Genomic DNA, 21365 nt, shown 5'->3' on the forward strand with positions numbered 1-21365 from the left:
TGCCGACACGCCGATTGGCCCGGCGCATTTCGGGAAATCCTCCGCCCGCAGGCCCCATCTGACAAAACCGCAGGATCCTTCTTTTGACCCGCAGGATCCCTTTTTGAAAGGAATCTGTCACCTGAACCTGTCAGTCTCCCAGACTCGCCTTGATAAAGCTGGCAAAGAGAGGATGCGGCTTATTGGGACGGGACTTGAACTCCGGGTGGAACTGCACGCCCACATGGAATCTCCTGCTCTCATCCTCAACCGCCTCAACGATCAGGCCATCCGGAGAGGTGCCGCATATGGTCAGCCCCGCCTCCTGCAGAATATCGCGATATTTATTGTTAAACTCAAACCTGTGGCGGTGGCGCTCCTGAATCAGATCCTGCCCGTAGGCTCTCTTGAGGACGCTTCCCTCCGCGATCTTACAGGGATAAGCCCCCAGGCGCATCGTGCCTCCCTTGCGGACAATGTGCATCTGCTCTTCCATCAGATCGATGACATTGTTCTTGCCATTCTCATTGAATTCTCCGGAATTGGCATCCGAAATCCCTGCCACATTTCTGGCATACTCGATGACACTGATCTGCATTCCCAGGCAAATGCCAAAGTAGGGAATATTGTTCTCGCGGGCATAACGGCAGGTCTGTACCATCCCTTCAATTCCCCGCTCGCCAAAACCGCCGGGCACCAGGATACCTGAAACGCCAGCGAAGATCTCGGCGGCGTTCTCCCTTGTCACTTCCTCCGTATTGATCCACTCGACCTCTACCTCGGCATTATTGGCATAGCCTCCATGATAGAGGGCCTCGCGAATCGACAGATAGGCATCGTGAAGCGCCACATACTTACCGGCGATCGCGATCCTCGTCGTCCTCTTGGGATGCTTCACCCGGTCAACCATCTGACTCCAGGCGAGCAGCTTCTCATTGTCCTCAGACAGGTCATTGCCAAGGCCCAACTGCCGGCAGACCGCCTGGTCCAGGCCATTGCGGTGCAGCATCAGGGGCGCCTCATAGAGACAGTCCATGGTGGAGTTCTCCACGACGCAATCCTTGGGGACATTGGAGAACATGGCGATCTTGCCGATGATGTCCTCTGTCATGGGCCGATCCGCGCGACAGACAATGACGTTGGGATTGATGCCGATCCCCCGCAATTCCTTGACAGAGTGCTGGGTGGGCTTGGACTTCAATTCATCCGACCCCGACAAAAAGGGAACCAGGGTCACATGAATAAAGAGACAGTTCTCAGGTCCCTTCTCTAAAGAGATCTGACGAATCGCCTCAAGGAAGGGCTGGGACTCAATATCGCCGATGGTTCCGCCGATCTCAGTAATCAGGACGTCCGCTTTGGTCGTCTCCGCGCCCATGTAGATGAAATTCTTGATCTCATCGGTGATATGGGGGATGATCTGCACCGTCTTCCCCAGATAACCGCCTTCTCGCTCCCGGTTCAAGACGTTCCAGTAGGTCCTTCCGGAAGTCAGATTGGAGTACTTGTTCAGATTCTCATCAATAAAGCGCTCATAGTGTCCCAGATCCAGATCCGTCTCCGCGCCGTCCTCGGTAACATAGACTTCCCCGTGCTGGAAAGGACTCATTGTGCCCGGATCTATATTCATATAGGGATCCAGCTTCTGAGATGCCACCTTATAGCCGCGCATCTTGAGCAGGCGTCCCAGAGAAGCCGCGGTAATTCCCTTGCCGAGACCGGAGACAACACCGCCTGTCACAAATACATGCTTGGTCATTCGATCAATCCTTCTTTCTGCCGAACAGTCCCTTCTTCTCAGGCTGCTCGATGGGATTTTTGCTCTCATCCGCCGCCCTGGCCGCATCCTCAGGCTTCTCTACCTGTGAAATTGCCGACTTTGACATGGGAATACGACAGTTCTTGTTGCTGCCGAACTCGACAATGACCGTCTCCTCGTCAATATCAATAACCACACCATAGAAACCGCTGGTCGTCATGACAGTATCTCCAACTGCCAGAGAACTGAGCATGGCCGTCTTCTGCTTCTGCTCCTTCTGCTGGGGACGGATCATCATAAAATACATAAAAGCGAAGATAATGACGATCCAGATGATCATGGTAATGGAACCACCGTTTGCTGCTAACATTCTGTTCTCCTCCTAACCAAAATATACTGCCATTGTATCGGAAGCATGGGCCTTTGACAAGGCAAGATCCGCTCGAATTCTCCTGATAAGCCCCGGTATAAGCCGCTCGAATTCACCTGGTTATAAGCCCCGGTATAAGCCGCTCAGATTCAGCCGATATAATTCCTGATATACCCTCACTCTCCTTACGCAGGCCTCCTCAATCAGTCACTTCCTCTCATTTCCATCCATATCGGCCAGCGTCTGCCTCTTGAATTCCGCGAAGCGGCCCTGATCCAGGGCATTTCTGATTTCCTCCATCAGATGGTTATAAAAATAGAGATTATGCATGACGCAGAGCCGCATGCCCAGCATCTCATTGGCCTTCATCAAGTGGCGGATATAGGCTCTGGAATAGGTCTGACAGGTTGGGCACCGGCAGCCCTCCTCAATGGGCTTCATGTCCTTCTCGTACCTCGCGTTTTTGATGTTGATCTTGCCCCGGTGAGTATAGAGCTGACCGTGGCGGGCATTTCTGCTGGGATAGACGCAGTCGAAGAAATCCACTCCCCTCTCGACCGCTTCTAAGATGTTCTGTGGTGTACCGACCCCCATCAGGTAAGTGGGCTTGTCCTGGGGCAGATAGGGAACCACCTCGTCCAGGATCCGGTACATCTGCTCATGGCTCTCTCCAACAGCCAGTCCTCCGATCGCATAGCCCGGGAGCTCGAGTTCAGCGATCCGCCTGGCGTGTTCGATGCGAATGTCCGGGAAAATTGCTCCCTGATTGATCCCAAAGAGGATCTGCTGGGGATTGACCCTCCCCTCCAGAGCGTTGAGCCGCGCCATCTCCTCCTTACAGCGAACCAGCCAGCGGTAGGTTCGATCGACGGACTTTTGCACGTAATCCCGCTCAGACAGGGCGTCCGGGCACTCGTCAAATGCCATGGCAATCGTAGAGCCCAGATTGGACTGAATCCGCATGCTCTCCTCAGGTCCCATGAAGATCCTGTGCCCGTCGATGTGACTGCGGAAAGTGACTCCCTCCTCCCGGATCCTGCGAAGACCGGCCAGGGAGAAGACCTGGAAGCCGCCCGAATCAGTCAGAATGGGCCGGTCCCAGACCATGAACCTGTGCAGGCCGCCCAGCTCACGGATGGTCTCATCTCCCGTTCTGACATGCAGGTGGTAGGTATTGGACAACTGAATCTGACAGCCCAGTTCCTTCAAATCCTCTGTGGAGACGGCTCCCTTGATGGCGCCGACCGTACCCACGTTCATAAAGAGAGGGGTCTCTACTGTCCCGTGCACCGTGGTGAATTTTGCACGCTTGGCCCGGCCCTCTGTCTTCAGCAATTGATACATATCTCTTCCTCACCACCGCATCGAAAAAGTCTCTGACAGCGAAACAATGGAATACAGGTCTCACGAGAATTCCATTGTCGTGAAGCATCCTTCGGATCCGACAAGATCCTCCGATTCCAAAGCTCACTTGTCCCGGTAGAAGCTCGCGATACGATCCATCCGAGCCGTCATGTTCGCAAAAAGCAGGTCGACCAGGGTAACGGCCGCCATGGACTCGACGACGACAACGGCTCTGGGAACGATGACCGGATCATGGCGTCCCACAATCTCCATGTCGATCTCCTCCCCCGCCTCGTTGACCGTCTCCTGTCTTTGGGCAATGGAAGGGGTCGGCTTTACGGCTGCCCGAAAGATGATCTCATCCCCGTCGGAGAAGCCTCCCAAGATACCTCCGGCGTGGTTGGTCTTCTTGATGACCCTCTGACCATCCATGGCAAAGGCGTCATTGTTGTCACTGCCCCTGGACCGGGCGACGGCAAATCCGTCTCCCACTTCAAATCCCTTGACCGCTCCGATGGAGCAGATGGCCCTGGCCAAAGAGGCGTCCAGCTTGTCGAATACAGGCTCTCCCACGCCGGCAGGTACCCCTTTGATGCGACACTCAACCACGCCGCCGGAGGAGTCCAGATTCCTCATGCAGTCGGCCAGATAGATCCCAGCCCTCTCTGCCGCCTCGTGATCCGGCATATAGAGCATGTTTTTATTGATCTCCTCCGCGTCGAAGCTCTGGCAGACGACCGGGCCAATGGCCTTGGTATAGGCGCAGACGAAGATGCCCAACTCAGCCAGGATCTTCTCCGCAATGGCGCCGGCGGCCACCCGGCCAATGGTCTCTCTTCCGGAGGACCTGCCTCCGCCCCGGTAGTCCCGGAAGCCATATTTGGCGAAAAAGCCCCAGTCGGCGTGTCCGGGCCGAAAGGCGTGCGCGATGTCGCTGTAGTCCCCGGAGTGCTGATCTTGATTGCGAACCAGAAGGGAAATGGGCGTCCCGGTGGTCTTTCCCTCGAAGACGCCGGAGAGAATCTCGATCTCATCGTCTTCTCTTCGCTTGCTTGTGAACGCAGACCGCCCGGGTCTGCGCCGATTCAAGAGGACCTGAATGTCCTCCGCGCTAAGGGAAAGCCCCGCGGGAACCCCGTCTACAACACAGCCCAGAGCCTGACCGTGAGACTCTCCCCAGGTCGTCACCCGAAAGTATTTGCCAAATGTAGATCCTGCCATACACATCTCTTTTCTTTGAGCCGCAAGAGCAGCCACTGGTGACCCGCTCTCCAGAAATATTTACTGGCACATTTTAAATTGGGCTGAATCCGAAACTCTCCGCAGTCATTTGATCGTCATGAGCAACGGAATAGGGGAACCGCAAAGCGGTTCCCCCTGAAGCCTTACCAAAATCACCTGATTTCATGGATCAGAATGCAGTTGGGAGTGGACAAGGCAATGGGTTTATTTTTCATCAGTCCGTAGTTCTTTTCGTGATTGAGATGAAAACTGCGGATCTCATCGCTGTCGTGGTTTAATACCAGATAGTAATCGCCCCCCGGCAGAAGGGCCAGCTCCTTGGGATAGTCCCCGGAGATATGGGTTGTGAAGATCCAGGTCAGCCTGCCCTTGTCATCAATCGCATTGCAGGCGACGGAATTTCTGGCGTCGACAGAGACATAGAGATACTTGCCGTCCGCGGAGAGCTCCAGGTCGGCACAGGCGGCGTTGCCCGCCTTGGTGAAGAGACGCAGCTCCTGGACCAGGTCAAACTGGGCCCCCCGGTCTTCTCTATAATCGAGAACCATCACCGTATTGGTCGTCTCGGTCAGGATATAAGCCTGCTTGCCATTGATACCGAAGGCCATGGTACGGGGAGCAGAATTCATGGGACAGCGGATGATGTTTTCGAGCTTTAACTTGCCCCTCTCGTAGTCCACCTCGTAGATCTTGACCTGATCGATGCCCTTGTCCACGGCGCAGAGATACTTCTCGTTCGGAGTCAGAACAACGCTGGTGACGTGGGGATCCTCTCTCTTCTCGACGGAGGAGAAGCCCAGTCGCTGATGGAAAATACCGTCGGCGATATCACCGACCGATCCGTCGGCATTGATCCGCATCATGGTCACGCGGCCATCGTGAAAACCGCCGACAAAAGCATAGCGCCTCTTGGAATCCAGGCAGAGGGAATGTCCCCGCATGCCTCCGATCCAGTTAGTATTGATGAATTCCAGGTCCCCGTTGCCATCTATATGGTAGGCGGACAGGCCCTGATCCACAGTCGCGTAGAGATACTGCCCGTCTGAGGAGATACGCACATCAGAGACATTGTCTGCCTTGACCTTGGACCGCTCCCTAAGAACCGCGCTGTCGGGATCCAGGTCATAGACATGAATCCCCATCGGATCCTTCTGCGTATAAATACCGACATAGGCCACATACTTCTTGCTTGTCATCATCCTTCTCGCGCCTCCTCCTGTCTCCGCAGGATATCGTATTGGTCGACTGTGCCTCCATCGACCCCAATCCATATCATCTGCCTGGGATGGGGGCAGGACTCCTGGGGCTTGCCCTCGCTGTCGGCGATCGATGTCACAGTCACCTCTACATTATCCCCATTCGGCTTCATGATTTCAATGCTGTCTCCAAGGCAGAACTTGTTCTTCTGTTCGATAAGAAAGGTCCCGTCCTCCCGAATTTTCTGCGCCTGTCCCAGATAGGTGGCCCCCCTGACATAGGAATTTTCCTCGTAGATCTGGTCCTCCTCGCTGGGCTTGCCGAAGAAAAAGCCCGTCGAGTACTGGCGATAGGTGCAGGAGCGGATCTGCTCCCGATACCAGTCCATGTGCTTTTGGTACAAACCCGGATCCTTAAGATAGTCGTCAATAGCCCTGCGGTAGGTGCGGGCTACCGTAGCTACATAGAGGGCGGTCTTCATGCGTCCCTCGATCTTAAGGGAGTCAATGCCCGCATCAATCATCTCCGGGATATGCTCGATCATGCACAGATCCTTGGAATTCATGATGTAGCTGCCGCGCGCGTCCTCCTCGATGGGCATATACTGACCGGGCCGCTTCTCCTCCACCAGGCTGTACTTCCAGCGGCAGGCGTGTGTACACTCGCCCTGGTTGGCATCCTTTCCCGTCATATAGTTAGAGAGCAGGCAACGGCCGGAATAGGCCATGCACATGGCCCCGTGAACAAAGGCCTCGATCTCAAGATTCGAATCAATATGATCCCGGATCTCCCTGATCTCCGCAAGGGAGAGCTCCCTGGCGGCAACGACGCGGGTCGCTCCCAGGGAATGCCAGAAGTTATAGGTTCCCCAATTGGTGTTATTGGCCTGGGTGGAGATGTGAATGTCGATCCCGGGGCAGACCTCCCGGGCGATCATAAAGACCGCCGGGTCCGCGATCAGGATGGCATCCGGCCTGATCTGATCCAGCTGCCTGAAATATTCCCTGACCCCGTCCAGATCCTCATTGTGGGCATAGATATTAGCGGTGACATAGACCTTGACCCCCCGCGCGTGGGCGAAGGCGATGCCATCCTCCATTTCCTTTAGGCTGAAGTTTCTGGCATTGGCTCGAAGGCCAAACGCCTCCCCGCCGATATAGACAGCATTTGCCCCGTAGATGACCGCCGTCTTTAAAACCTCAAGACTGGAAGCGGGACAGAGCAGTTCAATAGGTCTCATGAAAAGTCCTTACTGTTTGACGCGCACGCTGACCGAGAGACCGTCGCCGACATTGAGAATGTCGGTGACAAATCGCCCGTCGTGGGTCAGCTCCCACAGGTACTCTCGCATGCGCTTGTGTATGGTTCGATTGCGCCGGGTCACAGCAAAATGGGACTCGATGATATCCCCCTCCTGCAGGACATTATCCGTGACGATGACACTGCCAGGGCCGGACAGACGGATCAGCTGCGGCCAGTAATTGATGTACTGGCCCTTGGCCGCGTCCATGAAAATCAGGTCATAGGGGCCTTTTAATCCTGGCAGGACATCCCGGGCGTCTCCCTCCAGAAGGGTGATCTCCTCCTCTAATCCCATCCTGCGAAAGTTCTCTCTGGCGGCAGAAATTCTCGGCTGATAGTTCTCAATCGTAGTGATCCTGCAGGATACAGGATTATAGGTTGCCATAAAGGATGCCGAAAAACCGACCGCTGTCCCGACTTCAAGAATCCCAGCCGGACGACGCAGGGCGAGGAGGGTGCGAAGATACTGCTGGGTATCCCTGCGAATGACGGGCACATGGTCCGCCAGGGCCCTCTTTTCAACCACAGCCAGGTCAGCGGTCAGATCCGGGTAGAGAGAACTCAAATAGCCCTTCAGCCTTCTCTCATCCATCGTCTTACACTTCCATGATAATGGGCAGAATCATGGGACTCCTCTGGGTCTGCTTCCAGACAAAGGCGGAAAGAGCGTCCTTGATCTGATTCTTAATCTCTGCCCAGTCGGAAATGCCATCCTCCTCGCACTTTCTGACCGTCGCGTTGAGGACTGCCCGGGCGTCTTCCATCAGATCCTCCGCCCCGCGGACATAGACGAAACCGCGGGATACCAGATCCGGTCCGGCCACAATCTCACCGGAGGCGGAATCCATGGTCATGGCAACGATAATGATGCCATCCTCGGCCAGCTTCTGCCGGTCGCGCAGGACGATATTCCCGACGTCTCCGACACCGAGTCCATCGACCATAACCGCGCCGGTCTGAACCTTGCCGACCACCTTGTGGAAGTCCTCGTTGATCTCGAGAACATCGCCGGTCTGAATCATGAGAACATGATCCTTTGGAACCCCAACCGCCTGAGCCAAACGCCCCTGCGCCATGCGGTGCTTGATCTCCCCGTGAACCGGGACAGAATAGGTGGGCTTGACCAAAGAGTAGATCAGCTTGATATCCTCGGCGCAGGCATGACCTGAGACATGGACATCCTGGTTGACAATCTCAGCCCCCTTGGCGATCAGCTCGTTCATGATGCCGGAGACAGACTTCTCATTGCCGGGAATCGGATGGGAGGAGAAGACAACGACATCGTTTGGAGTAATCTGTACCTTGCGGTGAATCCCATTGGCCATACGGGACAGAGCCGCCATAGTCTCTCCCTGAGATCCGGTGGTGATCAGGCAGATCCTGTTGTCCGGATAATTGCGGATATCATTGACGTCGATCAGGGTATTATCCGGAATGTCCAGATAACCCAGGGAAGAGGCAATCCCAATGATATTGACCATGGATCTTCCCTCGACGACCACCTTGCGGCCGTACTTGTAGGCGGAATTGATGATCTGCTGCACACGGTCTACATTCGAGGCGAAGGTGGCGATGATCAGGCGCTGGGTCTTGTGCTCGGCGAAAATGGTGTCGATGGTGTGGCCAACCGTCTTCTCGGAGGCGGTAAAACCGCTCCGCTCGGCATTTGTGGAATCACAGAGCAGGGCTAAGACCCCCTTCTTTCCAAGCTCCGCAAAGCGCTGCAGATCTATGGGATCGCCAAAGACGGGTGTGTAGTCCACCTTGAAATCGCCGGTGTGCACAATGGTTCCCGCGGGGGAACTGATGGCGAGCGCTGCCGCGTCCTGAATGGAGTGATTGGTTTTAATGAACTCAACCTTGAACTGTCCGGCGGTAATTGTCGATCCGAATTTGACCACCTTGCGCTTGACCTTGGAGAGCATGTGCTTCTCCTCCAGCTTGTGCTCGATAATAGCCATCGTCAGCCTGGTGGCATAGATAGGGGCATTAATCTCATTTAGAACATAGGGAATGGCCCCGATGTGATCCTCATGTCCGTGGGTGATAAAGAAGCCCCGGATCTTGCTCTCGTTTTCCTTCAGATAGGTGATATCCGGAATCACCAGATCCACGCCGTACATATCGTCATCGGGGAAGGCCAGACCGCAGTCCACCACAATGATGTCGTTGCCGTACTCAAAGGCGGTGATATTCATGCCGATCTGTCCAAGACCGCCCAGAGGGATGATCTTTACCGTCGGTCCATTGGCTTTCTTACGTCCGCGTCCCCTTGCGCTCTTTACCTGGGGCAGGTCTGACTGGTCCTGCATCTCCGTTTTTCTGGGGCGCGTACTGCGTCTTGGCGCTGTTGTCCTGCTCTCTTTTTCCTGGCTGCTCTCGTTTTTCCCGCGGCCCCTTGCGCGGCTTCCCTGCTGCGTCTCCTGTCCCTGCTCGGCGCCCTCTCTGTGCGGCGCTCTGCGGCGATAAGGCCTGGCAGCCTGTTCCCTGCTGCTTTCCTTCTTCTTTTTCATCTCTTCTGTCATAATTTAATCCTTTCTTATCATCATTCGTCCTGTGTCACACCCGATTTGGACCGCTTGTCATAAATTTATGGGCGCGATATCAGGGCATCTTATTCTCTGATAAATTCCGTGTCATCCATCAGCTCTTCAAAGAGCCTGGCGATCGCCTGATATTCATCCTCATCCTCGACGGGACAATAGGTAAGGTCATCCGCATCCTCCCCCTCCTCGCGAAAGATAAAGGCATCCGCGTCTCCTGCCGGGTCCTCTGTCAGCAGAAGATATTTTCTGCCGGCCAGAACCGTCTCCTCTAAGACATAGAGCTCCTCTGTCTGTCCGGTCTCAAGATCTGTAAAAGTAATCGTGGGGATTTTGTCTTCCATACAGCCCTCTCTGTCCTAAATCGTCTCTTGTCCAATTCCCTGAAGAGATGGAGATCCTGCGTACTCTCCCGCAAGCTCTGTAAGGCAGACCATAAACCCATCCCAAACACACAAAAAAGAGTTCCGGGACGGAGCTCTGTGATCTCTATTCTATGCAGAAAGCAGAAAATCTGTCACTGGCGCAAATCTTCCAAATAGCGCTCCAAAATCAGCTGGGCGGAGAGCTCATCCAGGTGTCTCTTGCGTTTCCCGACAGGGACGCCGCTTTTTCCCAGGATCTCATCCGCTTCTATCGTAGAAAGCCTCTCATCATACATTTCGACGGCAATTCCGGTTCTCTGCGCGACCTGATCGGCGAAGTCTCTCGCCATCCCGGCCCTCTCGCCCTCACTGTCATCCATATTGACAGGAAGTCCCACCAGAATCAGACGAATCTCTCTGTCTCTGGCAATCTGATCTATTCTGGCCAGTGTCTTTCGCAGCTTGTTCTCGCGCTTTCGCCAGACAGTCTCCACCGCCTGCGCTGTCAGGCCGAGCGAATCCGTGCAGGCCACTCCAACCGTCTTGGCCCCGTAGTCTAAGGCCATGATATGATCTGCCAAACGAGGCTTAGTCATGATCCTTCAATTCACTGAGAATATAGGATCTGAGCAATTCCTCGACGATCTCGTCCCTCTCCACCTTCATGATGAGACTTCTGGCGCCCTTGTGGCTGGTAATGAAGGTGGGATCTCCAGACATAATATAACCGACGATCTGATTGGAGGGGCTGTACCCCTTCTCTACCAGAGCGTCATAAACAACCCGAAGGATCTCCTTCGTGCTCACCTCATTATCCTTTGTCAACTTGAAATACTGCGTATTTTCTAAATTCTGCATATGAATCACGCACCTTACTGCTTATGATCAAGCATCGTCCTGTCAATTCTAATACACCTGCCCCGAGATGTAAACCTTCCTCCGCGGCAGTTCCTGCCGGCCAGCCCCAGCCATCCTCAGGCTTTGCTCCCGCCAGGCCATCGCCAGAATTTACTCCGCCAAACCATCCAAAAAAATCTCGAAGAATTCGCCGGCCCATCTCAAAAATTCGCCCGGCCCACCCCAAAATTTAGCTTGTCGGATAGGGACGACTCTGTTATTCTAAGTGCATCCGATTCGGGGGCGTAGCTCAGTTGGGAGAGCGCTTGAATGGCATTCAAGAGGTCATGGGTTCAAGTCCCACCGTCTCCACTATGATTTTTAAGACTTTAGAGCGCCATTGATTTTTTTGAGACTTCACCAGCTTGTGGGGTCTTTTTTGTATGCTATTGTCGGCGGCTTGTAAACGTATTTTGATCTGACCGGTCATTGTCTTTGGACAAACGTCATAGGAGAAATCATTCCCCAACAGCTTCATCTACCAGCTCAGCTCCGCGTTTTTTAACCTGCAGTATTTATTTTGGCCCCCGTTTTCCTGATAGGTCTCAAAGACCCCGGTGACGCAGATCTGTGTATTTTCCCCGGGATACTCGTCCGGATACCGGTGACTTCCGTCTCCCCAGACAAACTCAATTCCATTCTGACAGCAACCCTGCGCGTCCTTAATAATACAGCAGTAGTAATTGTTCCCGTCCACGGAAACGACATTTAAAATTCCGGCAATTCGAATGCGCTTTCCCACAAATCTCTCCGGCTCCGTCATCATCTGAAAGACGTTGGCGTAGACCATGTCGGCTCCCATCGTTGTCAGGTCACAGTCCAGCTTTTCCCTGTCTGCGTTTGCCTGCGACTGATTGCCAGTGTCCCCGGACCCGGAGGACTCTGTGGTCTGACTTTTGCTCCCCGGCTCAGGGTCCTGAGCTTTTACCGTATCATCTGCCGCGTTTGAAGAGTCCTTTTCCTTTTGGATTTGCCCCTGGACAGTATCCTCCACCTTATTCCCGGTTTTCCCGCGGCTGACTGCCCGGTTGGCGCCACAGCCTGTAAGCAGAAAGAAGGCAGACAGGACTGCAATTATTTTTATCGTGAATTTACATTGATACCGATGCGTCATCCGATCAACCTCTGATCTTTCCCACGACAAGGTGTAAAAAGAAAACTCCCATATCAAACAGAACGATAGTTGCCCCAACCGGCGTAGAAGCCAGAATGGAGAAGACAATTCCAAACGCGGCTCCCAGCACAGATAAGACCGCCGCGTAGATCACCGATCCTCTGAAGCTGCGAAATACCTGCATGGCCGAGAGAGCCGGAAATACCAGGAGGGCCGTAATCAAAAGCGACCCGACCAGATCCATTGCCATGACGATAATCACCGCGATCAAAACCGCGATCATCGTCTGATAGGCCCCCACCCTGATCCCGGACGCGGCGGCAAAGTCCTCGTCAAAGGTCACCGCGAAGATCTTATGATAAAAGAGAACGAAGATCGTCACCGTGAGCAGGGACATCACGAGGCACATCTGCACCTGGGCCCGGGTCAGCGTCAGAATAGAGGTGGAACCGAAGAGGGTTGTGCAGACATCTCCTGAGACATTGGCGGAGACAGAAAAGACATTCATCAGCAGATAGCCTGCCGCCAGTGTTGAGACAGATACGATGGCGAGTGTCGCGTCGCCATGGATGCGCTCACTTGAGCCAAAGCGCAGAAGCACCAGGGCGCAGAGGATTGTAACCGGCATGACCAGAAGGCTGTAGTCCGACAGCTTTAAAATCGCAGCCACCGCCATCGCCCCAAAGGCCGCATGCGACAATCCGTCTCCGATATATGAAAACCCCCTGAGTACAAGAATCACCCCGAGAAGGGCGGAACACATGGCAATCAAAATCCCGGCAATCAGGGCGCGCTGCACAAATGGAAAATTCAGGTAATACATCAACATACCGATCATAAATCCATTGCCTCTTCTTCCCATGCCTGCAGTGTTTTCCAGTACAGGCTCTTCTGATAATCCTCCCTTGTTCCGAAGAAATGCTGTTTCCTCCCGACATGGAGCACATAACCTGCATACTCCATGGCCTTTAAATCATGTGTAATCATCATGATTGCGACTCCGGCCGCGTGAAGATCTCCCGTAATCTGGTACAGCTGGTTCCTTGCCGCCGGATCCAGTCCCGCAACCGGTTCGTCAAGAATCAGAACCTTAGACGCCGCGCATAGAGCTCTTGCCAGCAGGGTTCTCTGCTTTTGGCCGCCGGACAGATTACGATAACTGCTTTTGCGCATGTCCCACATACCCACTTGTCTGAGCCTTTCCTCGCACCGGTCTTTTGCCTCTCTCGAATAGAAGAGGCGGCGGTTCTTCACGGCGGTGCCGGACATAGCCACTTCCCACACGGTCGCTGGAAAATTCTTCTGGTGAGCGCTCTGCTGAGGCAGATACCCGATCTCCTCCGACTTGAGCCCGTCACCGATCTCGATTTCTCCGGATACCGGATCCAGTAAACCTAAAAGCGTCTTCATCAAGGTGCTTTTGCCGGCGCCATTCATCCCGACAAGACACAGGTAATCCCCTGGATTCAAGTCAAAGCTCAGATCCTTTGCGACAGCTTTTCCACCATATCCCACAGACAGGTGTCTGCATCTGATATACGACATCGATCGCCTTTCTCCTTTGCCTTACTCCTTTATCCTACCCCTTGTCCTCACTTCTCTGTTTTAATTGAGGGCCGCCTTTAAAACTTCCAAATTGTTTTCCATAGACTTCAGATAGGTCTTTCCCTTTTCAATATCATCTCTTGATACCGACTGCAGGGAGTCCATCGCCATAATCTTCTGGTTCTTCTCTCTCGTGTTCTCCCGGATGGTACTGGCAATCTTCTGATCAGACTTCTCGATGGTCAGAATGACCGGTAAATGAAGCTCATCCGCCTTTTTCGCCAGGAAGCTGATCGTCTGAAAGCTGGCCTCTGTCTCGGCGCTGCATCCGACAAAGGCAGCGTAATACTTGAGGCCGTAATCGTCAATCAGGTAGCGAAAGGGAAAGCGGTCTCCAAACAGGAGGACCTTATGTCCTGATTTCTTGATCTCGTTCTCATATCTTTCATCCAGTTCTCTGAGCTTATTCACATAATCCTGCGTATTTGCAGCGATCGCATCAGCGTCAGACGGATCTATTTTCTTCATTTTGTCTGAGATCAAAGTCACCAGAGTCTGGGCATTTTTCAGGGACAGCCAGACATGCTCATCATACTCCGGCTCCTTCTGCCCTTCCTCCTTCTCTTCTTCCTCTGTCTGCATCCCCTCTACGACCTCTTCTTCCTTCTTGCCGTCTCCGAGGGCCTCTAACATATTGACCGTCTCTATCGAGTGATTGGACCTGTCTTTCAGCGCGTCTTCCACCCATCCGTCGGACTCTCCGCCCACATAGATAAAGAGATTGGCCCCCTCGATCTTGGCCATGTCCGACGCGCTCGGCCGGTAACTGTGCAGATCGACGCCGCTCTCCATCAGATAGGATACATCAAATTTATCCTGAAGTTGACCCACCAGGTTCATCACCCAGTCATACTGCGGATATGTCGTACAGACGATCCGGTACTTTTCCTGCCCGGCTTCCGCGGATTTTTTCTCCCCATCTGTCCCCTTTGCCGCAGAAAACCCGCAGCCCGTAAATACAAGCATGGCCAAAACAGGCACAAGCAGCAGAGATACCATCTTTTTTTTCATTTGTCTTACAGATCCTTTCTATTTCCTCCATGTCGTTCCCAAAAATGTCGGCCAAGGTCTATCTACCCTCGGCAGTTCCTGCAATATCCGGACAGGCCGCTGTTGTCTATTGTCACCTCAAAACCGTAGGCCTCCTGAACCTGGCGCAGGAAGTCCTCCGCAAACAGGTCTTCCAGATGGATGACTCGTCCGCAGACTTTGCACCTGGCATGCAGATGGCGATGGCAGGACTCCCCCTCCGCGGCGCTCTGATAAAACAGACGATCTGTATCGTCCGGGCGAAAGGCAATCAGACGGCGATCTCGGGTCATCCGGTCCAGAGTTCGGTATATCGTAGCCCGGTCTACCGTCTTATCCTGTTCTCTCATATCCCTGAGCAGTGTCCCGACGTCAAAGGCCTGTTCCGGATGCCTCTGTATATAGTCTTCGATAACCTGAACTCCCTTGGAGTGATATCGTCTCTGCATAGCTCCTCATTTCGCGACTCATTTGCGTTTTTTTATCATAAAAAGCAGCCGCGCATTTGTCAAGGCGGGTCTGAAAAAAGGGCCTCTTCTCAGCTGAGAAGAGGCCCAGATACCTTGGATTCAAAAGATTTGCTTCCTTTTCTCACACTTCCTCCTCATCCGGAGTGCTGGAGGTTGTCCCATCCATGTCCACAGGCTCCTTCGTATCGACGGATTCCTTCTCTCTGTCGATGGAATCCTCTGCTGCGTCAACTGACTCTTTCGCTCCGTCGATGGAATCCTCTCCCGCATCAATTGGCTCCTTTGCCATGGGGATTCCCCTCCGCTTAGCCGGAGCATTGAGGATCTGCATGAACTCCTCTCCTGTGATGGTCTCACGGAAGTAGAGATACTCAGCCAGTTCATCCAGCTTGGCCTTATTGTCGGCGATCAGCTTGCGGGCCTTGTCATGCTGCTTTCGAACCAGTTCCACGACCCTGTGGTCGATCAGTGTCTGTGTCTCCGGAGAGCAGGCCAGAGAAGTATCTCCTCCCAGATATTGATTGGTCACGGTCTCCATGGCCACCATGCCGAATTCATCCGACATTCCGTAGCGGGTAATCATGGCCCTGGCCAATTTCGTCGCCTTCTCTATATCATTGGAAGCTCCGGTCGTCACGGAATGAAACTCGATCTCCTCGGCAGCTCTGCCCCCTGTTAAGGTGGCAATCTGGTTCTCCATCTCCTCCCTGCTCATCAGATAGTGATTTCCCTCATCCTCTACCTGCATGGTATAGCCCAGGGCTCCGGAGGTGCGGGGTACAATCGTGATCTTTGTCACAGGCGCGGAGTGAGACTGCAGGGCAGCGACCAGAGCATGGCCGATCTCGTGGTAGGAGACGATCAGCTTCTCCTTGTCGCTTAAAATGGCATTCTTCTTCTGATAACCCGCGATGACAACCTCAATGGACTCCTCCAGATCTTCTTCCGTCGCGAAAGAACGCCCGGCGCGGACAGCCCGAAGAGCGGCTTCATTGACCATATTGGCCAGCTCGGCCCCGGAGGCTCCGGCTGCCATACGAGCGACCTTATCGAAGTCGACATTGTCTCCGATCTTAACCTTCTTGGCATGCACCTTGAGAATATCAATTCTGCCCTGCAGATCCGGCAGTTCAACAGGAACTCGGCGGTCAAAACGTCCGGGACGGGTCAGGGCCGGATCAAGAGCCTCCGGCCGGTTGGTTGCCGCCAGAATAACAACGCCCAGATTATCCTCGAAGCCATCCATCTCCGTCAAAAGCTGGTTTAAGGTCTGTTCTCTCTCGTCATTGCCCCCGAAGTTGCCACCCTCTCTCTTCTTGCCAATAGCGTCAATCTCATCAATAAAGACGATACAGGGCGCTTTCTCCTTGGCCTGGCGGAAGAGGTCTCTGACCTTGGAAGCCCCCATGCCGACGAACATCTCCACGAATTCGGATCCGCTCATGGAAAAGAAGGGGACATTTGCCTCGCCGGCAACCGCCTTGGCCAGCATGGTCTTACCGGTTCCCGGAGGGCCCACAAGAAGAATTCCCTTGGGCATCTTGGCGCCGATAGCCGTATACTTATGGGGATCATGCAAGTACTCCACGATCTCCTGCAGGTTCTCCTTGGCCTCCTCCTCTCCGGCTACATCATCAAATCGTATGCCGTCAGAGCTCTTGACATAGATCTTGGCATTGGACTTTCCCATGCCGAAGCTGAGCGAATTACCGCCGAGCGCGCCTCCCATGCGATCCATCATCCTGCGGGAGAGAAGCTCTCCGATAACCCAGAAGATCATCAGAGGCAGGATAAAACTCAGAAGGAAACTCATCACCGGGCTGGTCTGTGTTCGAATCTGACCGGAGAACTTTGCTCCGGACTGATAGAGGCGGTCGGTCAGGCCCTGATCATTGACCAGACCGGTCGTGTATTTATTGCCGCTCTTATCCGTAAAGGTGATCTGATTACTGTCAATGTCAACCTGGTCAATCTGCTTGTCATTTGTCATCTGAATAAAGGTGGAGTAGTCCACATTCTTAATCTGCGAAGACGACAGCCTGGGCAATACCATGGTGTTAATGACAATCACAACCAAAAGGATCACCAGATAATAGACAGCCAGGGGCAGCTTTGGTTTCTTCACTTCGTTCATAGGCATTTCTCACTTTCTTCCGGACAGGTCACCTCCACAGGGAAACTTGCCTCGCCCGCAAAATATTGCATGACTTCCTGATAGATTTTGCTCCATGTCAACAATGAATAATATCCTCTGCGCATATCCATCGCTGTGAATCAAATTCCCGCGTAATAAATCCATTTCCCGCGGATCATGCATCGGCTATGATTAGCACTCTACTACTTTATCTGCTAATAATCTAGTCTTTGCGCGTAATTTATAGAAAGTTAAGAAATTATGATAAGATGAGTCAAAGCTCTGCTAAAGCTGTCATTCTCAAATTGTATTCTGGGAGAAAGCATGACCCTCTTAGCTATTTTCATCTATATCCTTTTTTCTCTGCTTGTCTTCGCCTTTGCCATTGCGACCGGCACCATGCTCTTCGCCGCCCGCAGACTGCAGCCCGACAGGATTACAGGCCATATTCCGGATACTCTGATTCTGCTGGGCTGTAAGATCAGAACCAGATCCATTGAGAGCCGTATCCGAACCGCGGCAGACTGGATGAAGGATCATCCCGACACCATCTGTATCTGTTCCGGCGGCCAGGGGAAAGACGAGGATATCTCCGAAGCCGAATACATGAAAGAGGGGCTGACAGCACAGGGCATCGACTGGAAGCGGCTTCCTATGGAACGCAATTCAACCAATACCAGGGAGAATCTGGCCCTCTCTCACCGGGTCATCGCCTCTCTTGGCCGAGGCGATTCCGCCATCATTATCACTTCCGCCTTCCACTGCTATCGGGCTGTCTTCCTCGGCCGCAGAGAGGGACTGCACTGTCTGGCTCTTCCCGCCCCCAATCCCAGGAAGAGTTTTCTCTTCTTCTATGCGCGGGAGGTCGTCGCCATCTGGGTCACGTGGCTGGGCGAATTCTTCTTCAGGAGCAACTACAGACGTCCAAAGTCATAACAGCCCTGAAACATAGCGCATTCTACGATCAACGCAAAAGAGGCCTGACATTTTGTCAAACCTCTTTGCGTCTTCTTGCATAACCTATTTCAGCATCTAGTTCTTTGGGGATAAAGTGCGGATCAAGTTGGCAAAGATGAGGCCAAGAACCGCAAAAGACACAACAGACAGATTCATAAAATGATAGAAATCAATCAGTATCCAAATAACGATCAATGCCGCGGTCAAAATCATAAATCCCTTCTTTTGCATCTTCCGCAAAGCCAGAGCGATGAGCAGAAAGGCAAGAAGAACTCCAACCGTATTCACTCCCAATTGCAAGGTTGCATGATAGGTTCGCGCCGCAATCGATTCCGCGGCCTTACTCCCCATATCATAAATAATGCATATCACTGGAATGATCATTCCTAATACAAAATCAACCATACTCCCTCCTGTCTACTGTCGGTCAACCCCATAGCACGATCCATACCACCCTCTCTCCTGGCTATTATTGCAGGCTGACTCAAGTCACCGTAGCTACCCAAAAGTTGATAGTTATCCGTCGGTATATGTCTTATATAAAGAATATTCTCAAATCCAGCGAAGTTCAATTCGCATTACAGATAAATTCCCCTCTCATTTCTTGTTGATAATGCTATATCACCTCTACTGATTACATGATCAGTTCCTGAAAGCGCCAGCCGAAATTCTCATACTTTGCCTTTGTCATGCCCGGAATCTGAAGCATCTCCTCCTGATTCCCCGGCTTCCTGCGGCAGATTTCCTTTAAGGTGCGCAGGTTACAAATCATATATGGGGCAACGCCGTTCTCCCTGGCAATCTTCTTGCGCATATGGTCCAACTGATCCAGGAGCTTTTGATCCTCACGGGAGAGGCCGTCGCCCCCGGGCGCCGGCCCATAAGCCTTGCCTCGCGCTAGGTAGCCATAGGCTCCGCGACGAGAGCCTTCCCGGCTGATATCCCAATCCGAGCCCTTCCTCCCGCGACCGGCAAGCTCCCCCTGATTACCGGCTCCCTCGAAGTCGTCAAAATCCGCCGCATACCTGGTCAGATCCTCCCAGTCCATACCGGCAAAATCCCGGCCGCTCTTGTATCTCCCCCCTTTTTTTCTCTCTTTTGTCCCAAAATCCGCAACTCTCTTTGCCAGAGCCTGATCTTCGTTCTCATAGAAGATATGGCGGCAGGAGGAGCATTTTTTGCAGTCGCCGGAAGGCTTCTCCCCAAAATAGCGGAGAATATAGGAGCGCAGACAGCCGGTCGTCCTGGTATAGCCCTCCATAGCCCGAAGCCTCTCCCGGTCCTGATCCTGAGCCATGAGAATATCCGCATCAGACATTCCCTCCGGATACTCCTTGTGTTCAAGCAGGTACCTGGCAATAACGTAGTCCTGGGCGTCTGCCAGGAGGATGGCTTCCGCCTCCTCCCCATCACGTCCGGCGCGCCCCGCCTCCTGATAGTAATTCTCCATGCTCTGGGGCATATTGTAGTGGATCACCCTGCGCACATCCGGCTTATCGATCCCCATGCCAAAGGCATTGGTCGCCACGATCATCTGAACCCGATCAGTAATAAAGTCCTCCTGGCTCTTAGCCCTCTCCTCCGGTTCCATACCGGCATGGTATCTGCCCACAGAAATGCCCTCCTGGCGCAGAGCCTCATAGACCTCCTCCACCTTCTTTCTGGTGGAGCAGTAGATGATAGCGCTCTCCTCCTTGTGTCGGGTCAGGTCCTCCACCAGCCAGGCCAGCTTATTTTCAGGATGACCCACAGCAAAGAAGAGATTAGGGCGGTCGAAGCCGGTCACCAGAAGCCTGGGCTCACGCAGTTGCAGGTTTTTTGCGATATCCTCCCGAACCCGCCTGGTGGCGGTCGCCGTGAAGGCGGCGACTACCGGTCGTCTAGGAAGACTGTTCGCGAAATCACGGATTCTCAGATAGCTGGGGCGAAAATCCTGCCCCCATTGCGAGATGCAGTGGGCTTCATCCACGGCGATCAGGGAAATCTCCGTCGTCACGGCAAAGGTCATAAACTCCGGGTGAAAGAGTCTCTCCGGCGCCACATAGACCAGGTCATAGCGCCCCTGGGACGCGTACTCTAAGGCCAGGGCTATCTGGTGTTCACTCAGAGCTGAATTGATATAGGCCGCGTGAATCCCGGCAGCGTTGAGCGCCCGCACCTGATCCACCATCAGAGAAATCAGAGGAGAAATGACAATGGTCACTCCGGGCAGTATGAGGGCGGGCAGCTGATAGCAGACGGACTTGCCGGCGCCGGTGGGCATGACGGCCAGGACATCTCTCCCCTCCAGGATAGCATTTACCATCTTCTCCTGGCCCGGGCGAAAGTCCTCATAACCCCAAAACCGCTTCAGTGTACGCTCCGCTTGATTCATACGACATCATCCTTCTCTCATCTTCTTTGCCTTTCCCATCTTCATACCGAAAGGGATCTCTTGCGCTGTCATTGAGTACTGTAGCACGCTCGCCTCACGAGCATATCATTGTTATGAACGATAGTATGTTCATGAATCAGAAAGTCCCAGCGGTAAACACCACCGGGACTCTCAAAGCTTTCAAAATAAGTGCCGTCAGATACCGGCAATCACGTCATCCGATACTTGCAAAATCAGGAAGTACTCCGTCCCCTGATATGCAGGCTGAGTCTGGTCAAGACAGCAGCATACGCGAAGTCAGGCGCAAAGCTGATGAACCCGAAAATGTAGGCGACCCGATTACTTCCGTCTGATGTCAGGTAGAAATAGATTGCGGCGCACACAAAGGTAATCGCCAGCAGCGAAAAAACCATCTTCCTCAGTTTCTTGATATGCTTTTCCAGAGGACCCGCAAGGCTTTCTGCCGTATAGATCAAGATCAATATGGAAAGCGTCATTTGCAGGCCAAGCAAAACACTGCCCAATTGATAAATCCTCTCCGCTCTCATGCCATTGAGAAAATAGAAGTAAACCAATGTATCAAAGAGGGAGAAGATAAAGACGGCCTTCGACATAATTTTAAAGTTTTTCAAAAAATCAATTTTCATATGCGCATACCCGGGCGAATGCTCATCGCAGGATCCC

Annotated in this window: 21 protein-coding genes and 1 tRNA gene; 2 read left to right on the forward strand and 20 right to left on the reverse strand. The window is 53.2% G+C overall.

Annotated features, from left to right (window positions below; genetic code table 11):
• Nucleotides 1-130 precede the first annotated feature (130 nt).
• From GCWU000342_RS00100 to GCWU000342_RS00150, 11 genes are all read right to left on the reverse strand, one after another.
• On the reverse strand, nt 131-1738 hold the full coding sequence (locus GCWU000342_RS00100) for a CTP synthase (RefSeq protein WP_006905071.1): 1608 nt from the start codon (nt 1736-1738) through the stop codon (nt 131-133).
• A 4-nt stretch (nt 1739-1742) separates the two neighbouring features.
• Nucleotides 1743-2108, reverse strand: coding sequence for a preprotein translocase subunit YajC (yajC, locus tag GCWU000342_RS00105; protein WP_006905072.1), 366 nt, complete (start codon nt 2106-2108; stop codon nt 1743-1745).
• A gap of 207 nt (nt 2109-2315) precedes the next feature.
• Nucleotides 2316-3452 carry a tRNA guanosine(34) transglycosylase Tgt gene (tgt, locus tag GCWU000342_RS00110; RefSeq protein ID WP_006905073.1) on the reverse strand — a complete coding sequence of 379 codons (1137 nt, stop codon included), beginning with the start codon at nt 3450-3452 and terminating at the stop codon, nt 2316-2318.
• Between the two features lie 123 nt (nt 3453-3575).
• Nucleotides 3576-4673, reverse strand: a complete 1098-nt coding sequence (gene aroC, locus GCWU000342_RS00115) for a chorismate synthase (protein ID WP_045000015.1) — start codon at nt 4671-4673, stop codon at nt 3576-3578.
• A 173-nt stretch (nt 4674-4846) separates the two neighbouring features.
• Complete coding sequence (locus GCWU000342_RS00120; protein ID WP_006905075.1) at nt 4847-5893, reverse strand: lactonase family protein; 1047 nt, start codon at nt 5891-5893, stop codon at nt 4847-4849.
• Nucleotides 5890-7131, reverse strand: a complete 1242-nt coding sequence (locus GCWU000342_RS00125) for a peptidase U32 family protein (protein WP_006905076.1) — start codon at nt 7129-7131, stop codon at nt 5890-5892. The genes GCWU000342_RS00120 and GCWU000342_RS00125 overlap by 4 nt, the downstream gene beginning before the upstream one ends.
• A 9-nt stretch (nt 7132-7140) precedes the next feature.
• Nucleotides 7141-7785 (reverse strand): O-methyltransferase, encoded by a 645-nt coding sequence (locus GCWU000342_RS00130; RefSeq protein ID WP_006905077.1) that lies wholly within the window; start codon nt 7783-7785, stop codon nt 7141-7143.
• 4 nt (nt 7786-7789) lie between these two features.
• Nucleotides 7790-9505, reverse strand: a complete 1716-nt coding sequence (locus GCWU000342_RS00135) for a ribonuclease J (RefSeq protein ID WP_044961371.1) — start codon at nt 9503-9505, stop codon at nt 7790-7792.
• A gap of 302 nt (nt 9506-9807) precedes the next feature.
• Nucleotides 9808-10080, reverse strand: a complete 273-nt coding sequence (locus tag GCWU000342_RS00140) for a DUF1292 domain-containing protein (protein WP_006905079.1) — start codon at nt 10078-10080, stop codon at nt 9808-9810.
• 173 nt (nt 10081-10253) lie between these two features.
• Nucleotides 10254-10697 carry a Holliday junction resolvase RuvX gene (gene ruvX, locus GCWU000342_RS00145; protein WP_006905080.1) on the reverse strand — a complete coding sequence of 148 codons (444 nt, stop codon included), beginning with the start codon at nt 10695-10697 and terminating at the stop codon, nt 10254-10256.
• Nucleotides 10690-10959, reverse strand: a complete 270-nt coding sequence (locus GCWU000342_RS00150) for an IreB family regulatory phosphoprotein (protein WP_006905081.1) — start codon at nt 10957-10959, stop codon at nt 10690-10692. The genes ruvX and GCWU000342_RS00150 overlap by 8 nt, the downstream gene beginning before the upstream one ends.
• Before the next feature lie 278 nt (nt 10960-11237).
• Here GCWU000342_RS00150 and GCWU000342_RS00155 point away from each other — a divergent pair.
• Nucleotides 11238-11310 (forward strand) — tRNA-Ala (locus tag GCWU000342_RS00155).
• Nucleotides 11311-11476: 166 nt separating this feature from the next.
• Here the strand turns inward: GCWU000342_RS00155 and GCWU000342_RS00160 are convergent.
• From GCWU000342_RS00160 to ftsH, 6 genes are all read right to left on the reverse strand, one after another.
• Nucleotides 11477-12112: a hypothetical protein gene (locus GCWU000342_RS00160; protein ID WP_006905083.1), complete on the reverse strand. Its 636-nt coding sequence runs from the start codon at nt 12110-12112 to the stop codon at nt 11477-11479.
• A gap of 4 nt (nt 12113-12116) precedes the next feature.
• Nucleotides 12117-12950, reverse strand: a complete 834-nt coding sequence (locus tag GCWU000342_RS00165; protein WP_006905084.1) for a metal ABC transporter permease — start codon at nt 12948-12950, stop codon at nt 12117-12119.
• On the reverse strand, nt 12947-13657 hold the full coding sequence (locus tag GCWU000342_RS00170; protein ID WP_006905085.1) for a metal ABC transporter ATP-binding protein: 711 nt from the start codon (nt 13655-13657) through the stop codon (nt 12947-12949). The genes GCWU000342_RS00165 and GCWU000342_RS00170 overlap by 4 nt, the downstream gene beginning before the upstream one ends.
• A gap of 60 nt (nt 13658-13717) precedes the next feature.
• Nucleotides 13718-14728 (reverse strand): metal ABC transporter substrate-binding protein, encoded by a 1011-nt coding sequence (locus GCWU000342_RS00175; protein WP_006905086.1) that lies wholly within the window; start codon nt 14726-14728, stop codon nt 13718-13720.
• A 62-nt stretch (nt 14729-14790) separates the two neighbouring features.
• The gene (locus GCWU000342_RS00180; RefSeq protein ID WP_006905087.1) at nt 14791-15195 is read right to left on the reverse strand and encodes a Fur family transcriptional regulator; all 405 of its coding nucleotides are present in this window, start codon (nt 15193-15195) and stop codon (nt 14791-14793) included.
• Between the two features lie 142 nt (nt 15196-15337).
• Nucleotides 15338-17350 carry an ATP-dependent zinc metalloprotease FtsH gene (gene ftsH, locus GCWU000342_RS00185; RefSeq protein ID WP_083790695.1) on the reverse strand — a complete coding sequence of 671 codons (2013 nt, stop codon included), beginning with the start codon at nt 17348-17350 and terminating at the stop codon, nt 15338-15340.
• Between the two features lie 324 nt (nt 17351-17674).
• Between ftsH and GCWU000342_RS00190 the strand changes: the two genes are divergently transcribed.
• Nucleotides 17675-18286 (forward strand): YdcF family protein, encoded by a 612-nt coding sequence (locus GCWU000342_RS00190; RefSeq protein WP_006905089.1) that lies wholly within the window; start codon nt 17675-17677, stop codon nt 18284-18286.
• Between the two features lie 96 nt (nt 18287-18382).
• On the opposite strand, the gene GCWU000342_RS00195 is transcribed toward GCWU000342_RS00190, so the two are convergent.
• The 3 genes from GCWU000342_RS00195 to GCWU000342_RS00205 form a co-directional block, all read right to left on the reverse strand.
• Nucleotides 18383-18712 (reverse strand): hypothetical protein, encoded by a 330-nt coding sequence (locus GCWU000342_RS00195; protein ID WP_006905090.1) that lies wholly within the window; start codon nt 18710-18712, stop codon nt 18383-18385.
• A gap of 229 nt (nt 18713-18941) precedes the next feature.
• Entirely contained in the window at nt 18942-20681 is a 1740-nt protein-coding gene (locus GCWU000342_RS00200; protein WP_006905091.1) for a RecQ family ATP-dependent DNA helicase, read from the reverse strand.
• A 233-nt stretch (nt 20682-20914) separates the two neighbouring features.
• A complete protein-coding gene (locus tag GCWU000342_RS00205; RefSeq protein ID WP_156784447.1) occupies nt 20915-21313 on the reverse strand; it encodes a hypothetical protein in 399 nt (132 codons plus the stop codon).
• Between the last annotated feature and the right edge of the window lie 52 nt (nt 21314-21365).

This window comes from Shuttleworthella satelles DSM 14600, assembly GCF_000160115.1.
Lineage (GTDB): Bacteria > Bacillota > Clostridia > Lachnospirales > Lachnospiraceae > Shuttleworthia > Shuttleworthia satelles.